Below are 23,054 nucleotides of genomic sequence, written 5' to 3'. Positions count from 1 at the left end.
AGCGGGCATACCCTTCGCTATCAATCGAGGAAAACATGACGAGCGTCACCGGGCCACGTGCCGCGCGAGCCGGGTTTCCAACCGCGTTTGCGCAAATCCGAGTATCAAACAAATTATCCAGTAGTACACCGCCGCGACACCGTAGAGGGTGAAGTAGTCGAACGTCGGCGCGGCCGCCAATTGCGCCACCCGCAACAGTTCAGTCACCAGAATGGTGGACGCCAGCGAGGTGTCCTTCACCAAGGAGATGAGCGTATTGGACAGCGGCGGCACGGCGATGCGCGCGGCCTGCGGCAGGATGATCGAGGCGAGCGTCTGGACGTGCGAAAGGCCCAGCGCCTGAGCCGCTTCCCACTGCCCCTCGGCCACCGAGAGAATCGACGCGCGGATCACCTCGGCGGCGTAGCCACCCACATTCAGGCTGAAGGCGATGACCGCGGCGGGAAACGGATCGATCACGATGTTCAGTTCGGGCAGCCCGTAGAACACGACGAACAACTGCACGAGCAACGGCGTGCCGCGAATGATCGATATGTAGAACCGGGCCGCCGCGGACACCGGCCGGATCGGCGACATGCGCGCGAGCGCGACCGCCAGCGCGATCACGAGGCCGACGGCGAAGCTGATCGCGGTGAGCGGCAACGTCTCGGTGACCGTCGCCTCGAGCATCGGCCAGAGGTTGTGCCGGATCAGCGCCCAGGTTGCGGAGTCCATACCCGTTGACAGGGTTACCGATTACTTGCTGACGTCGGTGCCGAAGTACTTCTCCGAGATCTTGGCGAGGGTGCCGTCGGCGCGCAGGGCGTCGAGGGCGCCGTTGATGTCGTCGACGAGTTTGCCCTCGTCCTTGCGGGCGGCGAACGCCTGGTGGCTGGTCTCACCGGTCTTGCCCGCGACCTTCACGCCGGTGTCGCCGGTCTTCTTGGTGTATTCGGCGACGGCCAGGGTGTCGTTGACGGTCGCGTCGACTCGCCCCTGCTTGAGCAGCTGGATCGCCTGCACGAAACCCTCGACGGCCTCGACCTTGCAGCCCGCGCCCGAGGCGACCTTGCTCCAGTTGCTCGTCGAGGACTGCGCGCACGTCTTACCCGACAGATCGGCCAGGGTGGCGATCGACCCATTGCCCGCGCCGGTGACGAGCACACCGTCGGAGGTGGTGTACGGCTGCGACAGCGCGTACTTGTTCTGCCGCTCGGCGTTCACCGTCACCTGATTGGCGACCAGATCGAACCGCTTGGACTCGAGCCCCGCGAAGATCGCGTCCCACGGCGTCTGCACGAATTCGACCTTCTTGCCGAGCTTCTCGCCCACCGCCCGCACGACCTCGACGTCATACCCCGTGAGCTGCCCGTCCCCACCCTGAAAACTGAACGGCGCGTACGTCCCCTCGGTCCCCACCTTCAACACGTTCGGATCATCGCTCCCACACGCAGTGAGCAGCCCCGTGGCGGCGGCGACGACGAACACGGCGGCGAACAGCTTGCGGCGCAATGGGGTACCTCTCTCCGGGGGAGAGGTGAGTGTACGACATGAGGATGCGAAATCCGAGGATTGCGCTCAGCGCGATTCGATCCCCTCGCCCCTCCCCCATGTTTCCGAGCGAAGCGAGGAACTAACTCTCCTGCAACGGCAACCCATTCGGATCGCGAACTTTCCCCGTCAAGATCATCACCCCATCGATGATCCCCCAGATATGCCCCACCCCACAGGTCACCACACTCACCACCAACTGGGCCACCCCGATCCCCGGATACCCCAGATAGAACCGCCCGACCCCGAAGAACCCGAGGAAGAACTGCAACAACGCCGCCACGAGCTTCGACTTGTCGGAGTACGGCTCGCCATACACGTTGCGCCCGTAGGGCGCCGCCGGATCTACCCCCGGCGGCACGGCCGCGGACGGATACCCGTACTGCGGCTGCGGATAGGGCGCCGGGCCGTACGGCGGCTGGTCGTACGGCGGCGGCGCACCGGGCCCCGTCCCCGCCGGTCCGTACTGCGGGCCATAACCGGGCTGTTGCTGATAGGGATCGGTCACTGCTCGTTCTCCTCGCTATTTCGGGCCGGAGTCACCCGCCTTCGCGGGATCGGATTCGGCCGCATCGCTCGCCGATTCATCGCCGCCGGGCTCGGATTCGTTGCCGGAATCGGATTCCTCGATGTCCGGCTCCGGCTCGGTCGCCGCCGCGGTCGCCCCCGAGGTAGTCGAATCGACTTGGGGCGCAGCGCTTTCCGCGCCCCGCGCCCGCAAGCGCCCGATCTGCCACGGCCACGGCCGGTCGGTGCCGGGTTGCAGGGCCGCGGCCGTCTCCCGTCCCTTGGTGGCGAGCAGGAAATAGGCGATGGCGCACACGAATACGATGATCGAGGTGTAGGTGTTGATGCGCAGCCCGAACACGTGCGTGGCCTCGTCGTCGCGCAGCAGCTCCACCCAGAACCGGCCGAAGGTGTAGAGCGCCACGTACAGCGCGAACAGACGACCGTGCCCGATTCGATAGCGCCGGTCCAGCCAGATCAGCACCGCGACGCCCAGCAGATTCCACAGCAGCTCGTACAGGAACGTCGGCTGCACGATCCGCTCCACCACGCCGGTGGACACGCCGTTCATCATGTCGAGCTGCCCGTCGGTGCCGAACCGCTCGTAGATCTCCAGACCCCACGGCAGATCCGTACGCCGCCCGTAGAGCTCCTGGTTGAAGTAGTTGCCCAACCGCCCCACGGCCTGCGCCAGCAGGATCGGCGGCGCGATCGCATCCCCGAAGGCGGGCAACGGGATTCGATACACCCGGCACCCGATCCACGCCCCGACCCCGCCGAGCAGCACCGCCCCCCAGATCCCGAGACCGCCCTCCCACACCTTCAACGCGTTCAGCGGATGCCCACCGTCACCGAAGTACTTCTGCCAATCGGTCGCCACGTGATACAGCCGCCCCCCGACCAACCCGAACGGCACCGCGAACATGGCCACGTCCAGCACCGCCCCGCCCTGCCCCCCACGCTGCTGCCACCGCTTCTCCCCCCACCAGATCGCGAGCACGATCCCCGCGATGATGCACAGCGCATAGGCCCGCACCGGCAACGGCCCGAGGTACCAAACCCCCCGCGGCGGACTCGGTATATAGGCCAGCACACCCACCGAACCGGCGTGCGCAACAACACTGTCTGCCAGGACTGCACAAGTCACGCGCCCCACCGTAACGGAATCCGGCCGAGCCGCGGCGCCGGGTCAGGGCTCGTGCGAGTCGAGCTGTTCGAGAGCAGCCGCGTCCGCGACATCCTGCGGACGGCCCGACGCCCTCTTGTTGGCGATCAAGTCCGCCATCGAGAGAAACGGCACGACCTGATCCCCGATCGTCACCTGCTCCCGCCGGTCCCAGCAGGGATCGAATTCGACTCCATCCACCGAAGTGAGGATGTCGATGCGCTTCGGCGGATGGCCGAGTTGCACGACCACGCCCTCTTCGAGGAAGTCGTCGGCACGCAGACCCAGCGATCCGAAGCCGAATGCGCGCAGTGCCGCGACGAGGTGATCGGCATTGCCCGGATCCAGCCACACCCAGATGTCCAGATCCTTGGTGAAGCGCGGATGCCCATGGGCCGCTACGGCGTAACCGCCGACTACGAGGAACCGGACGTCATTTTCGACGCACGACGCGATGAACTCGCTGAAGTCGCGGTCCAGTTCCATCCGGCCCCCAACCGTAGTAATCGGCTCGAAGTTCCTCCACGTGCGCGACCCGCTCGGAGACCGGACGTTTGCGCCACCACGCCCTGTCCGGATCCTTGTCGTGGAGGCGTCGGCGCACGACGACCTTGGAGATGGAGTCCACGCGCCCAGCTTACCCAGCGATCACCCGGACACCCGGGCAGCCCGCACGACCCACGCTGATTTCGCGGTCAGGACGCGACGGTCGCCGAGCGCACGCCCTCGGCCAATTCGGCCGTCAGCGTCCGCACCGCGTCCAGGCTCTCCGCCGCCGCCGAGACCAGAGCCGAACCCACGATCACCCCGTCGGCATAGGCGGCGATCTCGGCGGCCTGGGTGCCGTTGCGGACGCCGAGGCCGACGCCGATCGGGATGTCGGAGTGGGCGCGGACGCGGGCGCACAGTTCGGGGGCCATCGAGGAGACGGTGTCGCGGGCGCCGGTGACGCCCATGGTGGAGGCGGCGTAGACGAAACCGCTGGTGGCCTCGAGGGTGGCGACCAGGCGCTCCTCGGTGGAGGAGGGGGCGACGAGGAAGATGCGGTCCAGGTCGTGGGCGCGCGACGCGGCGAACCAGCCGTCGGCCTCCTCGGGGATGAGATTGGGGGTGATCATGCCGAGGCCACCCGCGGCGGCCAGATCGCGCGCGAAACGGTCGACGCCGTACTGCAACACGGGATTCCAGTACGTCATGACCACCGGCCTGCCGCCCGCCGCGCTGATCGCCTCGACCACGGCGAACACGTTGCGCACCCGCACCCCGCCGCGCAACGCCTGTTCGGTGGCGGCCTGGATGGTGGGCCCGTCCATCACCGGATCGGAGTAGGCGACGCCGACTTCGATGATGTCGCAACCGGATTCGACCATGGCGGTGCAGGCGGCGATCGAACCGGCCAGATCCGGGAACCCGGCGGGCAGGTAGCCGATCAGCGCGGCCCGGTTCTCGGCACGGCAGGCGGCGAAGGTGCTGCCCAGACGACTCACTGCACGGTCTCCTCGTCGAACAGCCCGAACCAGCGGGCCGCGGTGTCCATGTCCTTGTCGCCGCGACCGGACAGGTTCACCAGCACGATCGCGCCCTCGCCCAGTTCCCGGCCCAGCGCCACCGCGCCCGCGACGGCGTGCGCGGATTCGATGGCCGGGATGATGCCCTCGGTCCGGGACAGCAGCAGCAGCGCGTCCATCGCCTCGACATCGGTGATCGGACGGTACTCGGCGCGGCCGATGTCCTTGAGGTAGGCGTGCTCGGGCCCGACGCCGGGATAGTCCAAACCCGCTGAGATGGAATGGGATTCGATGGTCTGGCCGTCCTCGTCCTGCAACAGGTAGGAGTACGCGCCCTGGAACGCCCCCGGCCGGCCGCCCGTGAAAGTGGCCGCGTGCCTTCCGGTTTCGACGCCGTCGCCCGCCGCCTCGAACCCGATCAGCCGCACGCCGGTGTCCTCGAGGAAGGGGTGAAAGATGCCGATCGCGTTGGAACCCCCACCGACACAAGCGGTTACGGCGTCGGGCAGCCGACCGGTCAGCGCGAGCACCTGGGCGCGCGCCTCCAGCCCGACCACGCGCTGGAAGTCGCGCACCATCAGCGGGAACGGATGCGGCCCCGCGGCCGTACCGAAGCAGTAGTAGGTGTCGTCGGCATTGGTGACCCAGTCGCGCAACGCCTCGTTGATGGCGTCCTTGAGGGTCTGCGACCCGGTGGTCACCGACACGACCCGCGCGCCGAGCAACCGCATCCGGGCCACGTTCAGCGCCTGCCGCGCGGTGTCGACCGCGCCCATGTAGACCACACAGTCCAGGCCGAGCAGCGCGCACGCGGTCGCCGTGGCGACGCCGTGCTGCCCCGCGCCCGTCTCGGCGATGACCCGCGACTTGCCCATCCGCTTGGCGAGCAGCGCCTGCCCCAGCACATTGTTGATCTTGTGAGATCCGGTGTGGTTCAGGTCTTCCCGCTTGAGCACGATCCGCGCGCCGCCCGCGTGCTCGGCGAGGCGCGTGCACTCGAAGACCGGCGACGGCCGGCCGGTGTAGTCGCGCTGCAACCGGTCGAGTTCGTTCAGGAAGGACGGATCGACGCGCACCTTGTCGTATTCGGCGGTGACCTCCTCGATCACCGCCATCAGCGCCTCGGGCACGTGCCTGCCGCCGTAGACGCCGAAGTGGCCGCCCGGATCGGGTTCGTGGCTGCGCTGGGCGATGCCCGCGCTGGCCTGCGGCAGGGCGGTCGAGCCGTCGGTCATCGGGTGGCTCCCCGGCGCAGCGGGCGCGGGCAGGACGGATGGGTGCCCGCGGTGACCAGTTCGGAGACCGCCACGCGCGGATCGCCGCTGGTGACCAGGCTCTCGCCGACGAGCACGGCGTCCGCGCCCGCGCCCGCGTAGGCGAGCAGGTCGGCGGTGCCGTTGACGCCGGACTCGGCCACCCGAATCACCTCGGTCGGCAGGCCGGGGGCGATGCGGGCGAAGACGTCGCGATCGACCTCGAGGGTCTTGAGATTGCGGGCGTTGACGCCGATGACCGACGCGCCCGCGGTGAGCGCGCGATCGGCCTCCTCCTCGGTGTGCACCTCGACCAGGGCGGTCATGCCCAGCGATTCGGTGCGATCGATGAGCGAGGACAGCACGTCCTGTTCCAGGGCGGCCACGATCAGCAGGATGACGTCGGCGCCGTGGGCGCGGGCCTCGTGGATCTGGTACGGGCCGACGACGAAGTCCTTGCGCAGGATCGGCACGTCGACCACCGCGCGCACGGCGTCCAGGTCGTCGAGCGAGCCGTGGAAGCGGCGCTGTTCGGTGAGGACGCTGATGATGCGCGCGCCGCCGTCCTCGTACGCCTTGGCCAACTGGGCCGGGTCGGGGATGTCGGCCAGCGAGCCCTTGGAGGGGCTGGCGCGCTTGACCTCGGCGATGACCCCGACCCCGTCCTGATGCAGCGCGGCGAGTCCGTTGCGCGGCGGGGGCGCCGCGGCGGCGGCCTTCTTGACGGCCTGGAAATCCAGGAGGGCTTCCCGAGCGGCCACATCCGCACGGACCCCGTCGAGAATCGAGTCGAGTACCGTCATCTGGCTCGAATCCTTTCTGGGGAGACGGACTTGCTGCCTGAGAATCCCCCCAGGCGCTGTCTCACCGATGCTGATAAAGAGTAAATGGCTATGTTTCGCGCACCGAAGGCGGGGTGTTCGGTATGGCGACGGCGTGGCGGGGCGTTCATCGGCGGCCGGGATCGTCGTCGGTCGGGTCGGTTCCGGCGTCCAGCGCGTCCCACAGCACCCGCTCCGACAGCTGCCCCGGCTCGGCGGATTCGCTCGAATCCGCTTGCGGCGCGGCGGCTTTCGCCTGCCGCTGCGCGACCTGCCCGGCCGCGTCGGCCCGCCGGAAGACCGGATTGTCGTACCGTCCCGAGAGCCGGGGCGAGGTCTGCGGCATCCGGGCCAGCAACACTCCCGCAGCGAACGCGGCCAGCGCGCCGAGAACGCTCAGCAGCGCCGGGAACGCGGCCGTGGTGACCTGCTCGACCTGCGCCCGCGCGGGCAGTTCGGCCAGCCGCGCGGCCCGTTCGGCCACCTTGCCGTGGTGGGTGAGCAGGGCGAACCCCGGCACGGCGGCCATCGCCGCCACGACCGCGACCACCACCCCCACCAGCCGCCGCAGCCATCCACGCGTCGCCAGCACCGCCGCGACCGCCGCGAGCAACACCAGCGCAAGCGGCGTCATGGCCCCGAACCACAAGCCCCCGTTCAACTCCCGCGTCCGCGGCTCGGTCAACCCGTCCGACGACCGCAACGTCACCCAGGTCAGCCGCGACGACGCCCACAACGCCCCCGCCGCCACCACCAGCAACACCACCGCCCCGACCGGATACCGCCGTGTCTTCGCCCCCGTACCGCCCTGTGCCGGTGCGCCTTCCGACGACCCCGCCGCCCCCGCGTCCTCGGCCCGCTCGCCCCTCGTGCGCGCGTCCGCCCCCTCGGCCCCGACCCGCTCGGTGCCCGCCGCATCCGGCTCCACCCCCTCGGCGACCCCGGCCCGCTCGGTGCCCGCCGTATCGGGCTCCGCCCGCGCGGCGGCCCCGGCCGCGCCCGGCGCCTCGCTCGAATCCCCGTGCGGCGGTTCGGTTCCCGGGGAGCTCATTCGGCCTTGCCGTCAATATCGGGGGCGAACGTGCGGACGGTGCGGGCGGCGGCGACGGCCTTGAGGACGGCCATGGCCTTGTTGCGGGACTCGGCGTCCTCGTATTCGGCCTTGGAGTCGGCGACGATGCCCGCGCCCGCCTGGACGTAGGCGATGCCGTCCTTGAGCAGGGCGGTGCGGATGGCGATGGCGGTGTCCGCGTCGCCCGCGAAGTCGAGATAGCCGACCACGCCCGCGTACACGCCACGCCGGGTGGGCTCGAGTTCCTCGATGAGTTCCATCGCCCGGACCTTCGGCGCGCCCGACAGCGTGCCCGCCGGGAAGCACGCCTGCACCGCGTCGAGCGCGATCCGGCCCTCGGCGAGCGTGCCCGACACCGTCGAAACCAGGTGCATCACATGGCTGTAGCGTTCGACGTGCCGGTAGTCGGTGACGCGCACGGTGCCCGGCCGGCACACCCGGCCCAGATCGTTGCGGCCCAGATCCACGAGCATCAGATGCTCGGCGTTCTCCTTCTCGTCGGCCAGCAGATCCTTCTCGAGCAGCACATCGTCCTCGAGAGTCGTTCCGCGCCAACGGGTTCCGGCGATCGGATGGGTGGTGGCCACGCCCTCCTTCACCGTCACCAGCGATTCCGGGCTGGACCCGACGATGGAGAACGCGGTGCCGCCCGACCCGTCCGGCACGTGCAGCAGATACATGTACGGGCTCGGATTCGACGCCCGCAGCATCCGGTACAGATCCAGCGGGCTGCCGTCGTAGTCCATCTCGAACCGCTGCGACAGCACCACCTGGAACGCCTCGCCCGCCTCGATCTCCTCGACCAGCCGCCGCACCCCCGCGCCGAACTCCTCGGCCGTGCGGCGGCGCCGATAGTCCGGCTCGGGCCGGTCGAAGATCGACACCGTCGACTCGGCGGGCGCGGCCAGCGCGGCGGTCATCCGGTCCAGGCGCGCGAGCGCGTCGTCGTACGCCTCGTCTACCCGCTCGTCGGTACCGTTCCAGTTCACGGCGTTGGCGATGAGCGTGATCGCGCCCTCGTGATGGTCGAACGCGGCCAGATCGGTGGCCAGCAGCATCACCATGTCCGGCACGCGCAGATCGTCGGCGGCGTGTTCGGGCAGGCGTTCGAGGCGGCGCACGATGTCGTAGGCGAAGTAGCCGACCAGCCCGCCGGTCAGCGGCGGCAGGCCGGGCAGCCGTTCGGTGCGCAGGAGTTCGAGCGTGTCCCGCAGGGCGAGCAGCGGTTCGCCCCCCGACGGCGCGTCGGCGGGCGCCGCGCCGAGCCAGGCCGCTTCCCCGTCCACCACGGTCAACGCGCTGGGACTGCCCGCCCCGATGAACGACCAGCGCGACCACGAGCGCCCGTTCTCCGCGGACTCGAGCAGGAACGTGCCCGCCCGATCGGCGGCCAGCTTGCGATACGTCGACAGCGGAGTCTCCGAGTCCGCCAACACCTTTCGGACCACCGGCACCACGCGGTGCTCGGCCGCCAGCGCTCGGAACTGCTCGCGGGTCGTGGTGGTGGACTCTCCGAGACGGTCGGTTGCGGGGCCGTGCATTTCTTCATCATTCCAGGCACGGACAACCGGGTTTCGGCGGACCCCGCGGCATTCACACACAGCCGAGCCCGGTCCGGCCACGAATAAGTAGGACGAACACAAGCCACCCGAGAGAGGAGTTCCCCGCGATGTACCCCTCGCAGCCGACGTCGAAGGAGGGTCCGCGGCGCGCTGCCGGACAGCCGATGGGCGGCATGCCCACCCAGCCGCCCCGGATGATGAACATGAACCAGGCGCCCCCGCTCGTGCCGGGCAAGCACAACGCGCTCGCCTCGTTCGTCACCTACGTCAAGGCGCTGGAGAGCCTCGATCCCGGCAACTTCCCGCAGGAGTACGCCGAGCACACCGACCGCATCAGGGAACTGAAGCCGTTCCTCAAGGCGCACGGCATCCTCGACGTCATGCAGATCAAGAACCCGGAAGTGGCCGCCCTGCTCGGCGTCTGACCGCCTCTCGCAGCGGTGCCGGGCGCGTCGCGCGCCCGGTACTGTCCCTGTCATGAAGCAAGGCCAGCGCGCTCCCCGGTTCGAACTGCCCGATCAGACGGGCACCGCCCGCTCCCTCGACGCACTACTGGCCGACGGGCCGCTGGTGTTGTTCTTCTACCCGGCCGCCAACACCCCCGTGTGCACGGCCGAAGCGTGCCACTTCCGCGATCTCACGGCCGAATTCGCCGCCCTCGGCGCGTCCTGCGCGGGCATCAGCACCGATTCGGTGGACACCCAGGCGGGCTTCGCCGACAAGCAGGGCCTGGCCTATCCGGTGCTGTCCGACGCCGACGGCACGGTCGCCGAGCAGTTCGGCGTCAAGCGCGGCCTGCTCGGCAGGCTGGCCCCGGTCAAGCGGCAGACGTTCGTCATCGATACGGACGGAACCATTCTCACCGTGATCGCGAGCGAACTGCGGGCGAATCACCACGCGGACGCCGCGCTGGAGTTCCTGAGCCAGCGAAAGGGCTGATCCGAAACGCCATTCGGCACAACGACCCGAGCGGCGGTCGAGCGCATACCCTGAGGGGTATGACGTCGCCGACCGTGGAGCAACCTTCCGGCACCGGATCCGCGCACCCGTGGCGCAACCGGATCATCGGCCTCGGGCTGGTGATCGTGGTGCTGGTCATCGCGTATCTGGTGCTGTCCGCGTTCATTCCGAGGTGGTGGGCGCAGCGCGTCTCGGACATGTCCGGGCACGGTAGTTTCGCCAAGGGCATCTGGTCCGGGCTCGTGCTCGGTTTCGCGGGCACGCTCATACCGCTGCTGCTGTTGCTCGCGGCCGCGCTGATGTGGCGGCGGCGCGGGGGCCGGTTCGTCGCCGGGGCCGCGGCCGTGCTGGCGATCGTCGCCGCGCTCCCCAATCTCATGACGCTGTCGATCGTCGCGGGCGGCAGCAACGCCGCGCACGCCGGTGAGCGCGTCCTCGACGTCGACGCGCCGGGCTTCCGCGGGGCGACGCTCGTCGGCGCGATCGTCGCGGCCGTCCTGTTCGTGCTGCTGCTGTTCCTGCTGACCCGCCGGCGGCTGCGCAAGCGCGGAGGCAAACATCGAGCCGACACCGCAGCGCGCCCGGTCGCGCCCGCGCCGCCACCGGGCGAATACCCCGATCCGGGCGTCTGACCAGTGGTGATAGATGTCACGTCATTCGGAACGGGGTTGCCAGCGAGCGAAACCGTGGCAAACTTGAGGCCGCGAGTGACCGTGAATTGAAGTCTCGATAAGTAGTCAGATTGCCAATGAAATCACGTCACTTGGCTGCAAGAGAGGTCGCGAAGTGACGAAGTGGTTGGATCCCATCGAACAGCAAGCGTGGCGAACACTTGTCGCGCTGACGACGCGGCTGCCCGCGGCGATGGACACGCAGCTACAGCGCGAGTCGGGGGTCACTCACTTCGAATATCTGGTCATGGCAGTGCTTTCCGAAGAGGCCGGTCATCGCCTTCAGTTGAGCGAACTCGCCTATAAGGCAAATGCCTCGCTATCCCGCCTGTCGCATGTCGTGACCAAACTGGAACGGCTCGGTTGGGCCCATCGCGAGGTGCTGCCCGGCCGCCGCGGCGCGCACGCCGTACTCACCGACGCGGGCTTCCGCAAGGTGCAGGAGGCGACGCCCGGCTATCTCGACGCCGTGCGCGGGCTGGTGTTCGACGGGCTGGACGAGAACCAGACCCGGGAGCTGCTCGAACTGGCCACGGCGCTGGTCCGCCAGCTCGAGCTCGGGGTCGAGCGGGGCATCGGGCAGTCCAGCGGACGCCCCAGCCCGCCCGGGGACTGAATCCCCAGGGCCGCAAGGACTCTCAGTCGAGCAGGACGTCCCCGTCCCAGCAGGTGTGGGTGCCGGTGTGGCAGGCCGCGCCCTCCTGATCGACGATCAGCAGCAGGGCGTCGCCGTCGCAGTCGAGGCGGACCTCGTGCACGTACTGGGTGTGCCCGGACGTCTCGCCCTTGACCCAGTACTGCTGCCGCGAGCGCGAATAGTAGGTGGCCTTGCGGGTGGCCAGCGTGCGCGCGAGGGCCTCGTCGTCCATCCACGCCATCATCAGCACGGCGCCGGTGGCGCGTTCCTGCGCGATGGCCGCGACGAGCCCGGCCTCGTTGCGCTTGAGGCGGGCCGCGATGGCCGGATCCAAACTCGTGGTCACCGTACGACGATACCTTCGGCCCGCATGGCGTCCTTGACCTGCGGAATGGTCAGGTCGCCGAAGTGGAACACGCTCGCGGCCAGCACCGCGTCCGCGCCCGTGCGCACGGCCGGGGCGAAGTCGCCGACCGCGCCCGCGCCGCCGCTGGCGATGATCGGCACCGACACCGCCGCGCGCACCGCGGTGAGCATGGCCAGATCGAATCCGGCCTTGGTGCCGTCGGCGTCCATCGAGTTCAACAGGATCTCCCCGACCCCCAATTCGGCTCCGCGCGCGGCCCATTCGATCGCGTCGATGCCGGTGCTGCGCTTGCCGCCGTGCGTGGTGACCTCCCAGCCCGACGGGGTCGGCGGATTGCCCTCCGGCACGCGGCGCGCGTCCACCGACAGCACGATGCACTGCGAGCCGAACCGCTCCGACATCTCGCGCAGGATCTCCGGCGCGGCGATGGCCGCGGTGTTGACCGAGACCTTGTCCGCGCCCGCGCGCAGCAGCCGGTCCACGTCGTCGACCGTGCGCACGCCGCCGCCGACGGTGAGCGGGATGAAGATCTGCTCCGCCGTGCGCGTCACCACATCGATCATGGTGCCGCGGTCGCCGGAGGAGGCGGTGACGTCGAGGAAGGTCAACTCGTCCGCGCCCTGGGCGTCGTAGGCGGCGGCCAGTTCCACCGGATCGCCCGCGTCGCGCAGGTTCTCGAAGTTCACGCCCTTCACCACGCGCCCGGCGTCCACGTCCAGGCACGGAATCACGCGTACGGCGAGGGTCATTCGGTCCTCTCCTCCGCGGCGCTCTCGACCGCGATATCGATCATCTCGAGCAGTTCGGCGTGCACCCCGGGCGCGGCGGCCAGCACGGATTTGGAGTCCAGCGTCCACTCCTCGCCGCGCAGATCGGTGACCACGCCCCCGGCCGCGCGCACCAGCACCACCCCGGCGGCGTTGTCCCAGGGGTGATGGCCGAACACGATCGCGCCGCCGAGCACCCCGGAGGCGGTGAACGCCAGATCGATGCCCGTCGAGCCGTGCATGCGCATCCGCCCCGACAACCGGCTCAGCGCGCCGAGCAGATCGAAGCGGAACCGCCCCGGGATGCGGCCGTGGCTGTCGATGTTGAACGCCCCGAAGCCGATCATCACATCGGACAGCCGCGCGGAAGCCAAGGGCGGCAACGGTTTTCCGTCCAACAGCACCGGCCCGTCGAGGGTGGCGGCGTAACGGCGGCCGAGCAGCGGCAGCCAGGTCAGGCCGAGCACCGGTACGCCGTCGTCGACCAGCGCCAGCAGCATCCCCGACAGCGGATGCCCGTTGGAGTAGTTGAAGGTGCCGTCGATCGGGTCGAGCACCCACGCCGTGCCGGAGCTGAGTTCGGGGCCGCCGAACTCCTCGCCGTGCACCGGGATTCCGGTGTGTTCGCGCAGCCGCGCGGAGAGGGTGCGCTCGAGTTCGAGGTCCAGGGCGGTGGCGAAGTCGCCGCGGCCCTTCTGCACCGCGCTGGGCGCGCCGATCCCCTCGGCGAAACGCGCTGTGGCCGAATCCAAAATCTCGCTCGCCGTGGCGAGCACCGCGCTGCGGTCCCGGACGGTCATCGCCTCAGCGCACCGCCGCCAGCGCGTCGGGCAGCGTGAATCGGCCCGCGTAGAGCGCCTTTCCGACGATCGCGCCCTCCACCCCGTCGTCGGTCAGCTCCGCGATGGCCCGCAGATCGTCGAGGGTGGACACCCCGCCCGACGCGATCACCGGGGCCTCGGCGGCATTGGCGACCTCGCGCAGCAGATCCAGATTGGGGCCGGTGAGGGTGCCGTCCTTGGTGACATCGGTGACGACGTAGCGGGTGCAGCCGTCGCGTTCGAGGCGTTCGAGCACCTCCCACAGGTCGCCGCCGTCGCTGACCCAGCCGCGCCCGCGCAGCCGGTACTCGCCGTCGATGAGCCGCACGTCGAGGCCGACGGCGATCTTGTCGCCGTATTCGGCGATCGCGCGGGCGCACCACACCGGATCCTCGAGGGCGGCGGTGCCGATGTTGACCCGGGCGCAGCCGGTGGCCAGGGCGGCCTTCAGCGACTCGTCGTCGCGGATGCCGCCGGACAGTTCGACCTTCACGTCGAGTTCGCCGACGACCTCGGCGAGCAGGTCCCGATTGGAGCCGCGTCCGAAGGCTGCGTCGAGGTCCACGAGGTGCACCCACTCGGCCCCGGCCTCCTGCCAGGCGAGCGCGGCGTCGCGCGGCGCGCCGTAGCTGGTTTCGCTCCCGGCCTCCCCCTGGACCAGGCGCACGGCCTCACCATTGGCGACATCGACGGCGGGTAGCAGCACAAGACTCACGTGCGCAGCTTACTGGGCTGACTTCCCGTTTCCCGCATCGGGATGTCCCGTTTGGGACGCCGGTCACGCGGTGCCAGGGGTTTGACGGGCCGGTCGGCGGGAAACAGATGACAGAGGATGTGTCATGGTGCGGGGGCCCGGACACCGAGTCGTTTGTCCACGTCATCGACCACGAGGGGTGAGCCATGTCCCGGATGTGCTTGCGGCGCTTGGCGTTCGCACTGCCATCGGCGTTCGTCGCGACCATCGCCCTGGCGGCCCCGCCCGCCGGCGCCGCGCCCACCGATCCGCTGACCCAGGCGGCCTGCGATTTCGGCTGGCAGTTCACCACCTACGACTACGCCAACTACGACGACTACACCCGCCGCGTCCTGGACCGCTCCACCGGCGAGTTCCGCGGCCAGTTCGAGGGTTCCGCCGAGGACCGCCGCGCCCGCGCGGAGGCCGCGCACACCCGCGCCGAGGCCGTCGCCGTCGAATGCCGCACCGACACCTCCGATCCCGCCCACGCGCAAACCGTCGTCACCGTCGACCAGAACACCCGCAGCGACGCCACCTTCGGCATCCCCCGCCCCAACCGCACGGTCCTCCGCGTGAACCTCGGCAACGTCGACGGCCGCTGGCTCGCCGACCACGTGGATCCCGTCCAGACCTAAGGGGTTACAGCGACGCCACCCAGTTCCGCAGGAGCGCGGCCCCCGCGTCCCCGGACTTCTCCGGGTGGAACTGGGTCGCGCTCAGGGGCCCGTTCTCGACCGCGGCCAAAAACGGCCCTCCGTGTTCGGCCCAGGTGAGGCGGGCCGGGGACAGCGGGCCCTCGTCGGTCCACTCCCATTTCTGGGCGGCGTAGGAGTGCACGAAGTAGAAGCGGGTGTCGGCGTCCATGCCCGCGAACAGGACGCTGTCGGCGGGCGCGGACACGGTGTTCCAGCCCATGTGCGGCAGGATGGGGGCGGGCAGGCGTTCGACGGTGCCGGGCCATTCGGCGCAGCCCTCGCTCTCCACCCCGAATTCGACGCCGCGCGCGAACAGGATCTGCATCCCCACACAGATGCCGAGCACCGGCCGCCCCCCGGCCAGCCGCTTGCCGATGATGCGTTCCCCGCGCACCGACCGCAGCCCGTCCATACAGGCGGCGAACGCGCCGACGCCGGGCACCACCAAACCGTCCGCGGCCAAGGCGATCTCGTGGTCGGCGGTGACGGTGACGTCGGCGCCCGCGCGGATCAGCGCGCGCTGCGCCGAGTGCAGATTGCCCGAGCCGTAGTCCAGCAGCGCGACGGTCTTGCTCACAGCGTTCCCTTCGTCGACGGGACGCCCGACACCCGCGGGTCGTACTCCACCGCCGCGCGCAAAGCCCGTGCCACCGCCTTGTATTCGGCCTCGGTGACGTGATGCTGGTCGCGGCCGTAGAGCACCCGAACGTGCAGGGCGATGCGGGCATTGAGCGCGATCGACTCGAAGACGTGCCGGTTCAACACGGTCGAGTACGGCGCGCCGGGCCCGTTGGTCGGAATCACGGTGTGCAGCAGGTGTTCCGGCTCGCCGGTGTGCACACAGTACGGTCGCCCGGAGACGTCGACCGCGGCGTGCGCGAGGGTCTCGTCCATCGGGATGAACGCGTCGCCGAATCGGCGGATGCCCTGCTTGTCGCCGAGCGCCTTGCCGAGGGCCTGCCCGAACACGATGGCGGTGTCCTCGACGGTGTGATGCGCCTCGATCTCGATATCGCCCTCCGCGCGCACCGACAGATCGAAACTGGCGTGCGCGCCGAGCGCGGTGAGCATGTGGTCGTAGAACGGCACGCCGGTGGCGATGTCGGTGCGCCCGGTGCCGTCGAGATCCAGCTCGACGACGATGCTGGACTCCTTGGTGGTGCGTTCCACCCGCGCGGTCCGGTTCTCACTCATGACACCACCTCCGTCCCGACCAGCTTCGCGCTGACCCGCAGGAATTCGTCGTTCTCGGCGGCGAGGCCGATCGTGGTCCGCAGATAGCCGGGGATGCCGACGTCGCGGATGAGCACGCCCTCGTCCAGGTACTTCTGCCAGGCCGCCGGGGCGTCGGCGAACCGGCCGAACAGCAGGAAGTTCGCGTCGCTCGGGGCGACCTCGAAACCCATCTCCCGCAACGACTTCGCCACCCGGTCGCGCTGGGCGGCGAGTTCGGCGACCGAGGCCAGCGTCTCGTCGGCGTGCCGCAGCGCCGCCCGCGCGGCCGCCTGCGTGACCACCGACAGGTGATAGGGCAGGCGCACCAGCAGCAGCGCGTCGATCACCGCGGGCGCGGCGGCCAGATACCCCAGCCGTCCCCCGGCGAACGCGAACGCCTTCGACATCGTCCGGGTCACAACGAGTTTCGCCGGATAGCGGTCGATCAGCTCGATCGCGCTGGGCGCGCCGGAGAATTCGGCGTACGCCTCGTCCACGATCACCAGACCCGGGGCCGCGTCGAGGACGCGAACCAGGTCGGCGAGCGGAATGCTGTGCCCGGTGGGATTGTTGGGGCTGGTCACGAAGACGATATCGGGGCGGCGTTCACCGATGCAGGCGAGCGCGTAGTCGACGTCGAGGGAGAAGTCCGCGGCGCGCTTGGCCTCGACCCATTCGGTGTCGATGCCCTCGGAGATGATCGGGTGCATCGAGTACGACGGCACGAAACCCATTGCGCTGCGGCCGCTTCCGCCGAACGCCTGCAACAGCTGTTGCAGGATCTCGTTGGACCCGTTGGCCGCCCACACATTCGACACGTCCAGCGCCACCCCGGTCTGCCGGGTCAGGTACGCCGCGAGGTCGCCGCGCAGCGCGACCGCGTCCCGATCCGGGTAGCGGTGCAGGTCGGCGGCGGCGGCGCGAATGGCCTCGGCGACATCGTCGATCAACGCCCGGCTGGGCGGATGCGGATTCTCGTTGGTGTTCAGCTGCACCGGGACCGTCAATTGCGGTGCGCCATACGGCTTCTTGCCGCGCAGGGTTTCCCGCAGCGGCAGATCGTCGAGGGTGACGGCCGAACCGGGGGCGGTCACGACAGCGCCTCGAATCGGATCCGCACGGCCTGCCCGTGCGCGGGCAGATCCTCGGCGTCGGCGAGCGCGACGACATGTCCGGCAACGTCTTTCAGCGCGGCCTCGCTGTAGTCGACCACGTGGATGCCGCGCAGGAAGGTCTGCACGCTCAGCCCCGAGGAGTGCCGGGCGCAGCCCGCGGTGGGCAGGACGTGATTGGAGCCCGCGCAGTAGTCGCCGAGGCTGACCGGGGACCACGGGCCCACGAAAACCGCTCCGGCGCTGCGCACCCGGGCCGCGACGGCGGGCGCGTCGGCGGTCTGGATCTCGAGGTGTTCGGCGGCGTAGGCGTTGACCACGCGCAGGCCCTGCGCGATGTCGTCGACGAGGACGACGCCGGATTGCTTGCCGGACAACGCCTCCGACACGCGCTCACGATGTTTGACGACGTCCAGCTGCGCGTTGATCGCGGCGTCCACGGCATCGGCCAGCTCGACGCTGTCGGTGACCAGCACGCTGGCGGCGAGCACATCGTGTTCGGCCTGGCTGATCAGGTCGGCGGCGACGTGCGCGGGGTCGGCGGTGGCGTCGGCGAGCACGGCGATCTCGGTGGGCCCGGCCTCGGCGTCGATGCCGACCAGGCCGCGGCACAGCCGTTTGGCGGCGGTGACGTAGATGTTGCCGGGGCCGGTGATCATGTCGACCGGATCGAGGCGGGCGCCGTCGGTGTCGGTGCCGCCGTAGGACAGCAGCGCGACGGCCTGCGCGCCGCCGACCGCCCACACCTCCGCGACGCCGAGCAGCCGTGCGGCGGCCAGGATGGTCGGATGCGGCAGCCCGCCGAAGCGCGCCTGCGGAGGCGAGGCGACCACGAGGGATTCGACGCCCGCGGCCTGGGCGGGCACCACGTTCATCACGACGCTGGACGGGTAGACGGCATTGCCGCCGGGCACGTACAGCCCGACCCGTTCGACCGGCACCCAGCGCTCGGTCACCGTGCCGCCGGGCACGACCTGGGTGGTGGTGTCGGTGCGGCGCTGGTCGGCGTGCACGGCGCGGGTGCGGGCGATGGCGACCTCGAGCGCGGCCTGCACGGCCGGATCGAGTTCGGCCAGGGCCCGTTCCAGTTCGGCGGCCGGAACCCGCACCGCGGCGGGCGCGACCCCGTCGAAACGCTCGCTGAACTCGATGGCCGCGGCCACCCCGCGATCGCGGACCGCCTCGACCACCGGCCGCACCTGATGCAGCACCGAGTCGACGTCGACTCCCCCGCGCGGCAGCGCGGCGCGCAGCTCGGCGGCGGTGGGAGTACGACCGCGCAGATCGACGCGGGCGAGCTCGATGCGGGATGTCATGGCGGTGGCGAATCCTTCGTCGGTGCTGGTCATCGGAGGGCTCGAGGGCCAGCTACCAGACTATCGGGTCGGTGCCAGTGGTTATTCACCGCCGTCGGCGTGCGGATTCAGCCCGGCATGCGCCCGCGCAACGTCTCCAGCCCCTCCCCCTCGAGATCGGCGAGCGCGATCGCCCGCCCGACCATCGCCAGGGCCAGCGCCTCCCCCGGCCCGCGCACCTCCGGCCCGGACCCCTGCGACCACTCCACATCCGTGGCGACCAGCCGAAGCCCCCGGACATACCGCTTGGGCTGGGCGAACGGATCCGGATGGCTCAGCACGAACCGCAACCGCTCGGCCGGAATCTCCCGCGGCTTCCCGAGCGGCCGCCGAATGTCCTGCTGATGAACGAGCATGTCCGCCAGCCCCACCCCCGGCATGAACCGCGTGATGTGCTCCCCGGAGTTCTCCAGCCGATCCACCAACTCCGCCGTCGACAACGACCGGAACCGATCCACGAGCGCGTTGTTGGTCCCATCGAACGACAACCGGCTCCGCACCGACACCCCCGCGTAATCGAGCAGCGAAACCGAGTCGTACAACAGATGCCCCACCACATCCCGCACCCGCCACCCCGCACACAACGACGGCGCCAACCACTCCGCATCCGACAACCCACGCAGCAACGCCACCAACTCGGCGCGCTCCCCCCGCAACATCTCTCGCGTGCTCATACCCGAAGCCTAACGCCACCGCCATGATTCGGGAACGCCGGAAACCGCCCAGCCCCTGCCGGTTTCGCTCAGCGAGTATCGCTATCGATCTGCGGACCTGACTTCGAATTGATTACGCGCAGCGGCACATTCGTCTTGGTCTTGCCGCCGTAGCTGAGGCTCGACACCCGCATGTCCACGGAACCGTCGGAGTTGGGGGTGTTTCGCACGCCCTCGATCTCGGAGTAGTGCGTGATCTGGTGCTGCGACCAGTACGTCTGGAACGCATCCTCACTCCCGTACACCTGCTGAGCCGCAGGGGTGAGATGCGACCACGCCGTGTCGTAGTCGGAGTCCAGAATGGCGTTGTAGAACTGCTTTTCGATCATGGATGCGGCCAAGCCGACATCCGCGTCGCTCACGCCCTTGGTCTGCCCGAGCGCCGCGTTCGCCGACGCCGTGCTGCTGGCGCTGGCCGACGCCGCGACAGACGTCGAATTCGTCTGCGCCCCGGACGATCCCGACCCCGAGTTACTGAACATCGCCGCCAACACCACGGCCACGATCACCAGCCCCACCGCGAACCCACCCACGAACAACAGCGGTTTGCGGTTGCCCGCTGGGGCCTCCTCCAACACCTGGGACTGCACCGGATGCGACCGCGTCGGATGCGCGCCCGGGGCGGCGGGGCGCACGGGAGCCATCTCCGGCTCGGAAATCGTTGCGGCCGTTGCCATCATCTCGGCCGTGGAGATATCCGCCTGCGCCGCACGGCGATCCAGTGTCCGGGTGGCCTGGCGGCGGGTGGCTGGGCGGCGGGTCGCGAGCATGTGGGTGGGCTCGGAATCGGCGCCGTAGTCGGCGAAATCGGCGAGGTGGTCGCGGACCTCGGTCATGCTCGGGCGATCCTCGGGATCGAAGCTGAGCAGATCCAGCAGCAGATCGGTCAGCGGCCCGGCGTTGCGCGGCTGCTTGAGCTGGCCGTTGGCGGCGGCGTAGAGCAGCGCGAGCGGATTCGGGTTGGTGCCGTAGGGCGGTTCGCCCTCCAGCGCGTGGAAAAGCGTTGCGCCCAAGGCGAAGACGTCGGCGGCGGGGCTCGGCTCCGCGCCGCGCGCCACCTCCGGCGCGAGATACGCCGCGGTGCCGGAGATCAATCCGGTCGCGGTCAGCGTCACGTCGCCCTTGGCCTTGGAGATGCCGAAGTCGGTGATCTTGACGGTGTGGTTCTCCCCCAACAGCACGTTGCCCGGCTTGACGTCCCGGTGCACGATGCCCGCCCGATGCGCGGCCACCAGCGCCGAGGCCACCTGCTCACCGATCCGCGCGACCTGCGGCAGCGGCAGCGTGCCCTGCGAGGCCAGCACCACGGCCAGACTCTGCGACGGCAGGTACTCCATGATCAGGCACGGATCGCCCTCGTGGTCGGTGATGTCGAAAACCACGATGGCATTGGGGTGTTGGAAGCGGGCGGCGTTGCGGGCCTCGCGCGAGGCGCGCTGGCGCACGATGTCCTTCTCACCCGGCGGCAGACTGGGCTGGGTGAGGATCTGTTTGATCGCGACGGATCGTTCCAGACGTTCGTCGACGGCACGCCAAACGACGCCTGTGCCGCCGCTACCAATCCGTTCGACCAGGCGGTAATGCCCTGCGATCACTTGGCCGGTTTCGATGGCACTACTCCGAGTTTCTCCGCGATCCGTGACTTACCGAGGGGCGGTTGCCCGCTTGTTCCCCGGACGAGTGTAGCGGCCCCGACCGGGACCTCCGACGCCGGAGTGAGATCCGAGCGAAATATGTCCGACACCTGTGCGGTGAAGGCGAGATCACTGTGTGACGGGACCGCGACCTCCCGTGACGAAGCTCACTTCTGGTCGCGCAGAAACCGTCCCGCGGCGTCCACGGCCGGACCCGAACCGCCCGCGTCGGAGACGAACACCGCGAGCGCCAGATCACCGTCGATGCCGACGAACCAGCCGTGCGCGTGCTTGTCATCGATGTACTCGGCGGTGCCCGTCTTGCCCAACATGCCGGGGATGTCGCGCAATTGGGTGGCGGTGCCGCCGGTGATGGTCTCGCGCATCATCGCCTTCACCTGATCGGCGATCCCCGCCGGGAGCGGATCCGGATTGTGGTCGGCGACACCGGCTTTCCCGGCGACTATCGTCGGGGCGGGCACCGAACCGCGCGCGATGGCCGCGGCGAGCAACGCCATGCCGAACGGCGACGCCGTCACCTTGCCCTGCCCGATGCCCTCCTCGACCCGCAACGCCGGAGTGTCCGCGGTGGGCACCTTGCCGATGACGGTCGTCATCCCGGGCGCGGTGTAGTCGACGCCGAGCCCGAGTTGCGCGGCCGCCTTGGTGAGTCCGTCCGGCGGCAGGTTCACCGCGAGCCGCCCCATGGTGGTATTGCAGGAACGGGCGAACGCGGTGTGCAGCGGCACCTGCCCCAGATCGAAGTTGTCGTCGTTGGGAATCTGGCGCCCCTCGATGTTCTCGGTGCCCGGGCAGCTGACCACGGTGTCCGGGGTGACCTGCCCGGCCTGCAACGCCGCAGACACGGTGACGGTCTTGAAGGTCGAACCCGGCGGATACAGCCCGGTGAGCGCGATCGGCCCCTGCCCGTCGGCGGGCGCGTTCTGCGCCAGCGCCAACACATTTCCCGTGGAGGGCTGGATGACGACCATCGCCGCGGGCGTCGCGATCGGCGCGAGCGCGGCCTCGGCGGAACGCAGCATCCCCAGATCGAGGGTGCTGGCGATGTCGGCGACGGGTTTCGCGTCCTGCCCGCCGACGCGCTGCGTGCCGGTGGCGGTCTGCGCGCGCACCGCCCAGCCCGCCGCGTCGTCGGCGGCGTGCTGCCACAGCTCCGACAACCCCGACAACGTCGGCGAACTGAGCGTCTTGTCGGTGGCCAGCAGCCGCGTCTGCGGGGCGAGGGTCACGCCGGGCAGCGCGGCCAGCGGCGCGGAGATCGGGGCGAGATCGGCCTCGCGCAGGGAGATCGCGGTGACGGATTTGCCTTGCGCACCGGACAATTGGGCTTGCAGCGACTCCGGGGTGATACTCGGATCGATCGGATTCAGCAGCGCCGCAACGCCGTTCACGTCCGCGCCGGGCGCCACGTTCACCAGCGTGACCACCTGCTGGGTGAGCAACTCCGCCCCGCCCCGATCGAGCACCCGCGCCGCCGGATCGGGATAGACCGGGCCGTAACTCAGCGGTCCCGCGTCCAGTCCGGGCGCGACGGTCGCCGGATTCCAGTGGATCTTCCACCCCTCGCCCGCGCGCACCGCGGTGCCGGTGGTGGTGTAGGCCCACTCGTTCTTGCCGCCCTGACCGAGTTTCCACGTCGTGTTCAGCGTGAACGTGGCCCCGGCGTCGTTCTTGTCGACCGTGCCGACCTCGACCCGCACATCCTTGCCGAGGCTGTCGAACAGCTTGCCCAGCGTCTCCGACGCCTGCGCGGGATCGCTGGTGACCGCCGCGGCCGCCGCCGGATCCTCCCGGCCCAGCGCGTCGGCGAAGGTGTGCACGGTGCTGTTCAACCGGTCGGTCGTCTTGTCGCCCGAGCAGGCGGCGAGGGCGAGAATCGGGGCGGCGAACAGGGCGACCAGCTTCGTACTCGTGCGCACCCGCCCGACCCTA

26 protein-coding genes are annotated in these 23,054 nt (G+C 69.8%); 5 read left to right on the top strand and 21 right to left on the bottom strand.

The genetic code is table 11. From position 1 onward, the window contains the following. Window positions 1-45: 45 nt before the first annotated feature. The 10 genes from ACFYTQ_RS17655 to ACFYTQ_RS17610 all read right to left on the bottom strand — a co-directional run bounded on the left by ACFYTQ_RS17655 (window position 46) and on the right by ACFYTQ_RS17610 (window position 9,397). Window positions 46-714, bottom strand: a complete 669-nt coding sequence (locus ACFYTQ_RS17655) for an amino acid ABC transporter permease (protein WP_387361859.1) — start codon at window positions 712-714, stop codon at window positions 46-48. Window positions 715-735: 21 nt separating this feature from the next. Continuing rightward, window positions 736-1,491, bottom strand: a complete 756-nt coding sequence (locus tag ACFYTQ_RS17650) for an amino acid ABC transporter substrate-binding protein (RefSeq protein WP_387361857.1) — start codon at window positions 1,489-1,491, stop codon at window positions 736-738. Between the two features lie 121 nt (window positions 1,492-1,612). Next, complete coding sequence (locus ACFYTQ_RS17645; RefSeq protein WP_387361855.1) at window positions 1,613-2,038, bottom strand: NINE protein; 426 nt, start codon at window positions 2,036-2,038, stop codon at window positions 1,613-1,615. 15 nt (window positions 2,039-2,053) lie between these two features. Then, the gene (gene lgt, locus ACFYTQ_RS17640; protein WP_387361853.1) at window positions 2,054-3,184 is read right to left on the bottom strand and encodes a prolipoprotein diacylglyceryl transferase; all 1,131 of its coding nucleotides are present in this window, start codon (window positions 3,182-3,184) and stop codon (window positions 2,054-2,056) included. Window positions 3,185-3,226: 42 nt separating this feature from the next. Continuing rightward, entirely contained in the window at window positions 3,227-3,688 is a 462-nt protein-coding gene (locus ACFYTQ_RS17635) for a hypothetical protein (protein WP_387361851.1), read from the bottom strand. Window positions 3,689-3,897: 209 nt separating this feature from the next. Further along, the gene (gene trpA / locus ACFYTQ_RS17630; RefSeq protein WP_387361849.1) at window positions 3,898-4,689 is read right to left on the bottom strand and encodes a tryptophan synthase subunit alpha; all 792 of its coding nucleotides are present in this window, start codon (window positions 4,687-4,689) and stop codon (window positions 3,898-3,900) included. Continuing rightward, window positions 4,686-5,945 carry a tryptophan synthase subunit beta gene (gene trpB, locus ACFYTQ_RS17625; protein ID WP_387361847.1) on the bottom strand — a complete coding sequence of 420 codons (1,260 nt, stop codon included), beginning with the start codon at window positions 5,943-5,945 and terminating at the stop codon, window positions 4,686-4,688. The genes trpA and trpB overlap by 4 nt, the downstream gene beginning before the upstream one ends. Then, a complete protein-coding gene (gene trpC / locus ACFYTQ_RS17620) occupies window positions 5,942-6,766 on the bottom strand; it encodes an indole-3-glycerol phosphate synthase TrpC (protein WP_387361845.1) in 825 nt (274 codons plus the stop codon). The genes trpB and trpC overlap by 4 nt, the downstream gene beginning before the upstream one ends. Before the next feature lie 145 nt (window positions 6,767-6,911). After that, window positions 6,912-7,835 (bottom strand): TIGR02234 family membrane protein, encoded by a 924-nt coding sequence (locus ACFYTQ_RS17615; protein WP_387361843.1) that lies wholly within the window; start codon window positions 7,833-7,835, stop codon window positions 6,912-6,914. Continuing rightward, the gene (locus tag ACFYTQ_RS17610) at window positions 7,832-9,397 is read right to left on the bottom strand and encodes an anthranilate synthase component I (RefSeq protein WP_387361841.1); all 1,566 of its coding nucleotides are present in this window, start codon (window positions 9,395-9,397) and stop codon (window positions 7,832-7,834) included. Before ACFYTQ_RS17610 ends, ACFYTQ_RS17615 begins: the two co-directional genes overlap by 4 nt. A gap of 128 nt (window positions 9,398-9,525) precedes the next feature. Between ACFYTQ_RS17610 and ACFYTQ_RS17605 the strand changes: the two genes are divergently transcribed. From ACFYTQ_RS17605 to ACFYTQ_RS17590, 4 genes are all read left to right on the top strand, one after another. After that, on the top strand, window positions 9,526-9,843 hold the full coding sequence (locus ACFYTQ_RS17605) for a hypothetical protein (RefSeq protein ID WP_387361839.1): 318 nt from the start codon (window positions 9,526-9,528) through the stop codon (window positions 9,841-9,843). A 52-nt stretch (window positions 9,844-9,895) separates the two neighbouring features. Next, complete coding sequence (locus tag ACFYTQ_RS17600) at window positions 9,896-10,357, top strand: peroxiredoxin (RefSeq protein ID WP_387361837.1); 462 nt, start codon at window positions 9,896-9,898, stop codon at window positions 10,355-10,357. A gap of 59 nt (window positions 10,358-10,416) precedes the next feature. Continuing rightward, window positions 10,417-11,010, top strand: a complete 594-nt coding sequence (locus ACFYTQ_RS17595) for a permease (protein WP_387361835.1) — start codon at window positions 10,417-10,419, stop codon at window positions 11,008-11,010. A 154-nt stretch (window positions 11,011-11,164) separates the two neighbouring features. Next, window positions 11,165-11,665 carry a MarR family winged helix-turn-helix transcriptional regulator gene (locus ACFYTQ_RS17590; RefSeq protein WP_387361833.1) on the top strand — a complete coding sequence of 167 codons (501 nt, stop codon included), beginning with the start codon at window positions 11,165-11,167 and terminating at the stop codon, window positions 11,663-11,665. 22 nt (window positions 11,666-11,687) lie between these two features. Here ACFYTQ_RS17590 and hisI read toward each other — a convergent pair whose 3' ends face one another. The 4 genes from hisI to priA are packed head-to-tail and all read right to left on the bottom strand — an operon-like array spanning window position 11,688 to window position 14,356. Next, on the bottom strand, window positions 11,688-12,032 hold the full coding sequence (gene hisI / locus ACFYTQ_RS17585) for a phosphoribosyl-AMP cyclohydrolase (RefSeq protein ID WP_387361831.1): 345 nt from the start codon (window positions 12,030-12,032) through the stop codon (window positions 11,688-11,690). Next, window positions 12,029-12,802 (bottom strand): imidazole glycerol phosphate synthase subunit HisF, encoded by a 774-nt coding sequence (gene hisF / locus ACFYTQ_RS17580; RefSeq protein WP_387361829.1) that lies wholly within the window; start codon window positions 12,800-12,802, stop codon window positions 12,029-12,031. The genes hisI and hisF overlap by 4 nt, the downstream gene beginning before the upstream one ends. Next, window positions 12,799-13,620 (bottom strand): inositol monophosphatase family protein, encoded by an 822-nt coding sequence (locus tag ACFYTQ_RS17575; RefSeq protein ID WP_387361827.1) that lies wholly within the window; start codon window positions 13,618-13,620, stop codon window positions 12,799-12,801. The genes hisF and ACFYTQ_RS17575 overlap by 4 nt, the downstream gene beginning before the upstream one ends. A 4-nt stretch (window positions 13,621-13,624) precedes the next feature. Beyond that, entirely contained in the window at window positions 13,625-14,356 is a 732-nt protein-coding gene (gene priA, locus ACFYTQ_RS17570; protein ID WP_387361825.1) for a bifunctional 1-(5-phosphoribosyl)-5-((5-phosphoribosylamino)methylideneamino)imidazole-4-carboxamide isomerase/phosphoribosylanthranilate isomerase PriA, read from the bottom strand. Window positions 14,357-14,541: 185 nt separating this feature from the next. Here priA and ACFYTQ_RS17565 point away from each other — a divergent pair, with 185 nt between their 5' ends. Further along, the gene (locus ACFYTQ_RS17565) at window positions 14,542-15,012 is read left to right on the top strand and encodes a hypothetical protein (RefSeq protein WP_387361823.1); all 471 of its coding nucleotides are present in this window, start codon (window positions 14,542-14,544) and stop codon (window positions 15,010-15,012) included. A 4-nt stretch (window positions 15,013-15,016) separates the two neighbouring features. Here the strand turns inward: ACFYTQ_RS17565 and hisH are convergent, their stop codons facing one another. The 7 genes from hisH to ACFYTQ_RS17530 all read right to left on the bottom strand — a co-directional run bounded on the left by hisH (window position 15,017) and on the right by ACFYTQ_RS17530 (window position 23,041). Continuing rightward, window positions 15,017-15,649, bottom strand: a complete 633-nt coding sequence (gene hisH / locus ACFYTQ_RS17560) for an imidazole glycerol phosphate synthase subunit HisH (RefSeq protein ID WP_387361821.1) — start codon at window positions 15,647-15,649, stop codon at window positions 15,017-15,019. Next, on the bottom strand, window positions 15,646-16,266 hold the full coding sequence (gene hisB / locus ACFYTQ_RS17555) for an imidazoleglycerol-phosphate dehydratase HisB (protein ID WP_387361819.1): 621 nt from the start codon (window positions 16,264-16,266) through the stop codon (window positions 15,646-15,648). Before hisB ends, hisH begins: the two co-directional genes overlap by 4 nt. Continuing rightward, complete coding sequence (locus tag ACFYTQ_RS17550; protein WP_387361818.1) at window positions 16,263-17,381, bottom strand: histidinol-phosphate transaminase; 1,119 nt, start codon at window positions 17,379-17,381, stop codon at window positions 16,263-16,265. Before ACFYTQ_RS17550 ends, hisB begins: the two co-directional genes overlap by 4 nt. Next, window positions 17,378-18,715, bottom strand: a complete 1,338-nt coding sequence (hisD, locus tag ACFYTQ_RS17545) for a histidinol dehydrogenase (RefSeq protein WP_387362300.1) — start codon at window positions 18,713-18,715, stop codon at window positions 17,378-17,380. Before hisD ends, ACFYTQ_RS17550 begins: the two co-directional genes overlap by 4 nt. A 107-nt stretch (window positions 18,716-18,822) precedes the next feature. Beyond that, window positions 18,823-19,428, bottom strand: a complete 606-nt coding sequence (locus tag ACFYTQ_RS17540; RefSeq protein WP_387361816.1) for a maleylpyruvate isomerase family mycothiol-dependent enzyme — start codon at window positions 19,426-19,428, stop codon at window positions 18,823-18,825. Window positions 19,429-19,496: 68 nt separating this feature from the next. After that, window positions 19,497-21,062 (bottom strand): serine/threonine-protein kinase, encoded by a 1,566-nt coding sequence (locus ACFYTQ_RS17535; protein WP_387361814.1) that lies wholly within the window; start codon window positions 21,060-21,062, stop codon window positions 19,497-19,499. Between the two features lie 206 nt (window positions 21,063-21,268). After that, window positions 21,269-23,041 (bottom strand): penicillin-binding transpeptidase domain-containing protein, encoded by a 1,773-nt coding sequence (locus ACFYTQ_RS17530; protein WP_387361812.1) that lies wholly within the window; start codon window positions 23,039-23,041, stop codon window positions 21,269-21,271. Window positions 23,042-23,054 lie beyond the last annotated feature (13 nt).

The sequence above is a fragment of the Nocardia sp. NPDC004068 genome, assembly GCF_042874315.1.
In the GTDB taxonomy this organism is placed as follows: Bacteria; Actinomycetota; Actinomycetes; order Mycobacteriales; family Mycobacteriaceae; genus Nocardia.
The sequence above is the reverse complement of the archived record's forward strand: the minus strand, read 5'-3'. Positions and strand labels throughout refer to the sequence as shown.

Bases quoted from the DNA above. Each gene is read 5' to 3' on its own strand.
- ACFYTQ_RS17575 (WP_387361827.1), bottom strand. From the start codon at position 13,620: ATGACCGTCCGGGACCGCAGCGCGGTGCTCGCCACGGCGAGCGAGATT.
- hisD (WP_387362300.1), bottom strand. From the start codon at position 18,715: ATGACATCCCGCATCGAGCTCGCCCGCGTCGATCTGCGCGGTCGTACT.
- ACFYTQ_RS17605 (WP_387361839.1), top strand. From the start codon at position 9,526: ATGTACCCCTCGCAGCCGACGTCGAAGGAGGGTCCGCGGCGCGCTGCC.
- trpC (WP_387361845.1), bottom strand. From the start codon at position 6,766: ATGACGGTACTCGACTCGATTCTCGACGGGGTCCGTGCGGATGTGGCC.
- hisF (WP_387361829.1), bottom strand. From the start codon at position 12,802: ATGACCCTCGCCGTACGCGTGATTCCGTGCCTGGACGTGGACGCCGGG.
- ACFYTQ_RS17635 (WP_387361851.1), bottom strand. From the start codon at position 3,688: ATGGAACTGGACCGCGACTTCAGCGAGTTCATCGCGTCGTGCGTCGAA.
- ACFYTQ_RS17610 (WP_387361841.1), bottom strand. From the start codon at position 9,397: ATGCACGGCCCCGCAACCGACCGTCTCGGAGAGTCCACCACCACGACC.
- trpB (WP_387361847.1), bottom strand. From the start codon at position 5,945: ATGACCGACGGCTCGACCGCCCTGCCGCAGGCCAGCGCGGGCATCGCC.
- ACFYTQ_RS17600 (WP_387361837.1), top strand. From the start codon at position 9,896: ATGAAGCAAGGCCAGCGCGCTCCCCGGTTCGAACTGCCCGATCAGACG.
- hisB (WP_387361819.1), bottom strand. From the start codon at position 16,266: ATGAGTGAGAACCGGACCGCGCGGGTGGAACGCACCACCAAGGAGTCC.
- ACFYTQ_RS17540 (WP_387361816.1), bottom strand. From the start codon at position 19,428: ATGAGCACGCGAGAGATGTTGCGGGGGGAGCGCGCCGAGTTGGTGGCG.
- ACFYTQ_RS17655 (WP_387361859.1), bottom strand. From the start codon at position 714: ATGGACTCCGCAACCTGGGCGCTGATCCGGCACAACCTCTGGCCGATG.
- ACFYTQ_RS17565 (WP_387361823.1), top strand. From the start codon at position 14,542: ATGTCCCGGATGTGCTTGCGGCGCTTGGCGTTCGCACTGCCATCGGCG.
- ACFYTQ_RS17615 (WP_387361843.1), bottom strand. From the start codon at position 7,835: ATGAGCTCCCCGGGAACCGAACCGCCGCACGGGGATTCGAGCGAGGCG.
- ACFYTQ_RS17595 (WP_387361835.1), top strand. From the start codon at position 10,417: ATGACGTCGCCGACCGTGGAGCAACCTTCCGGCACCGGATCCGCGCAC.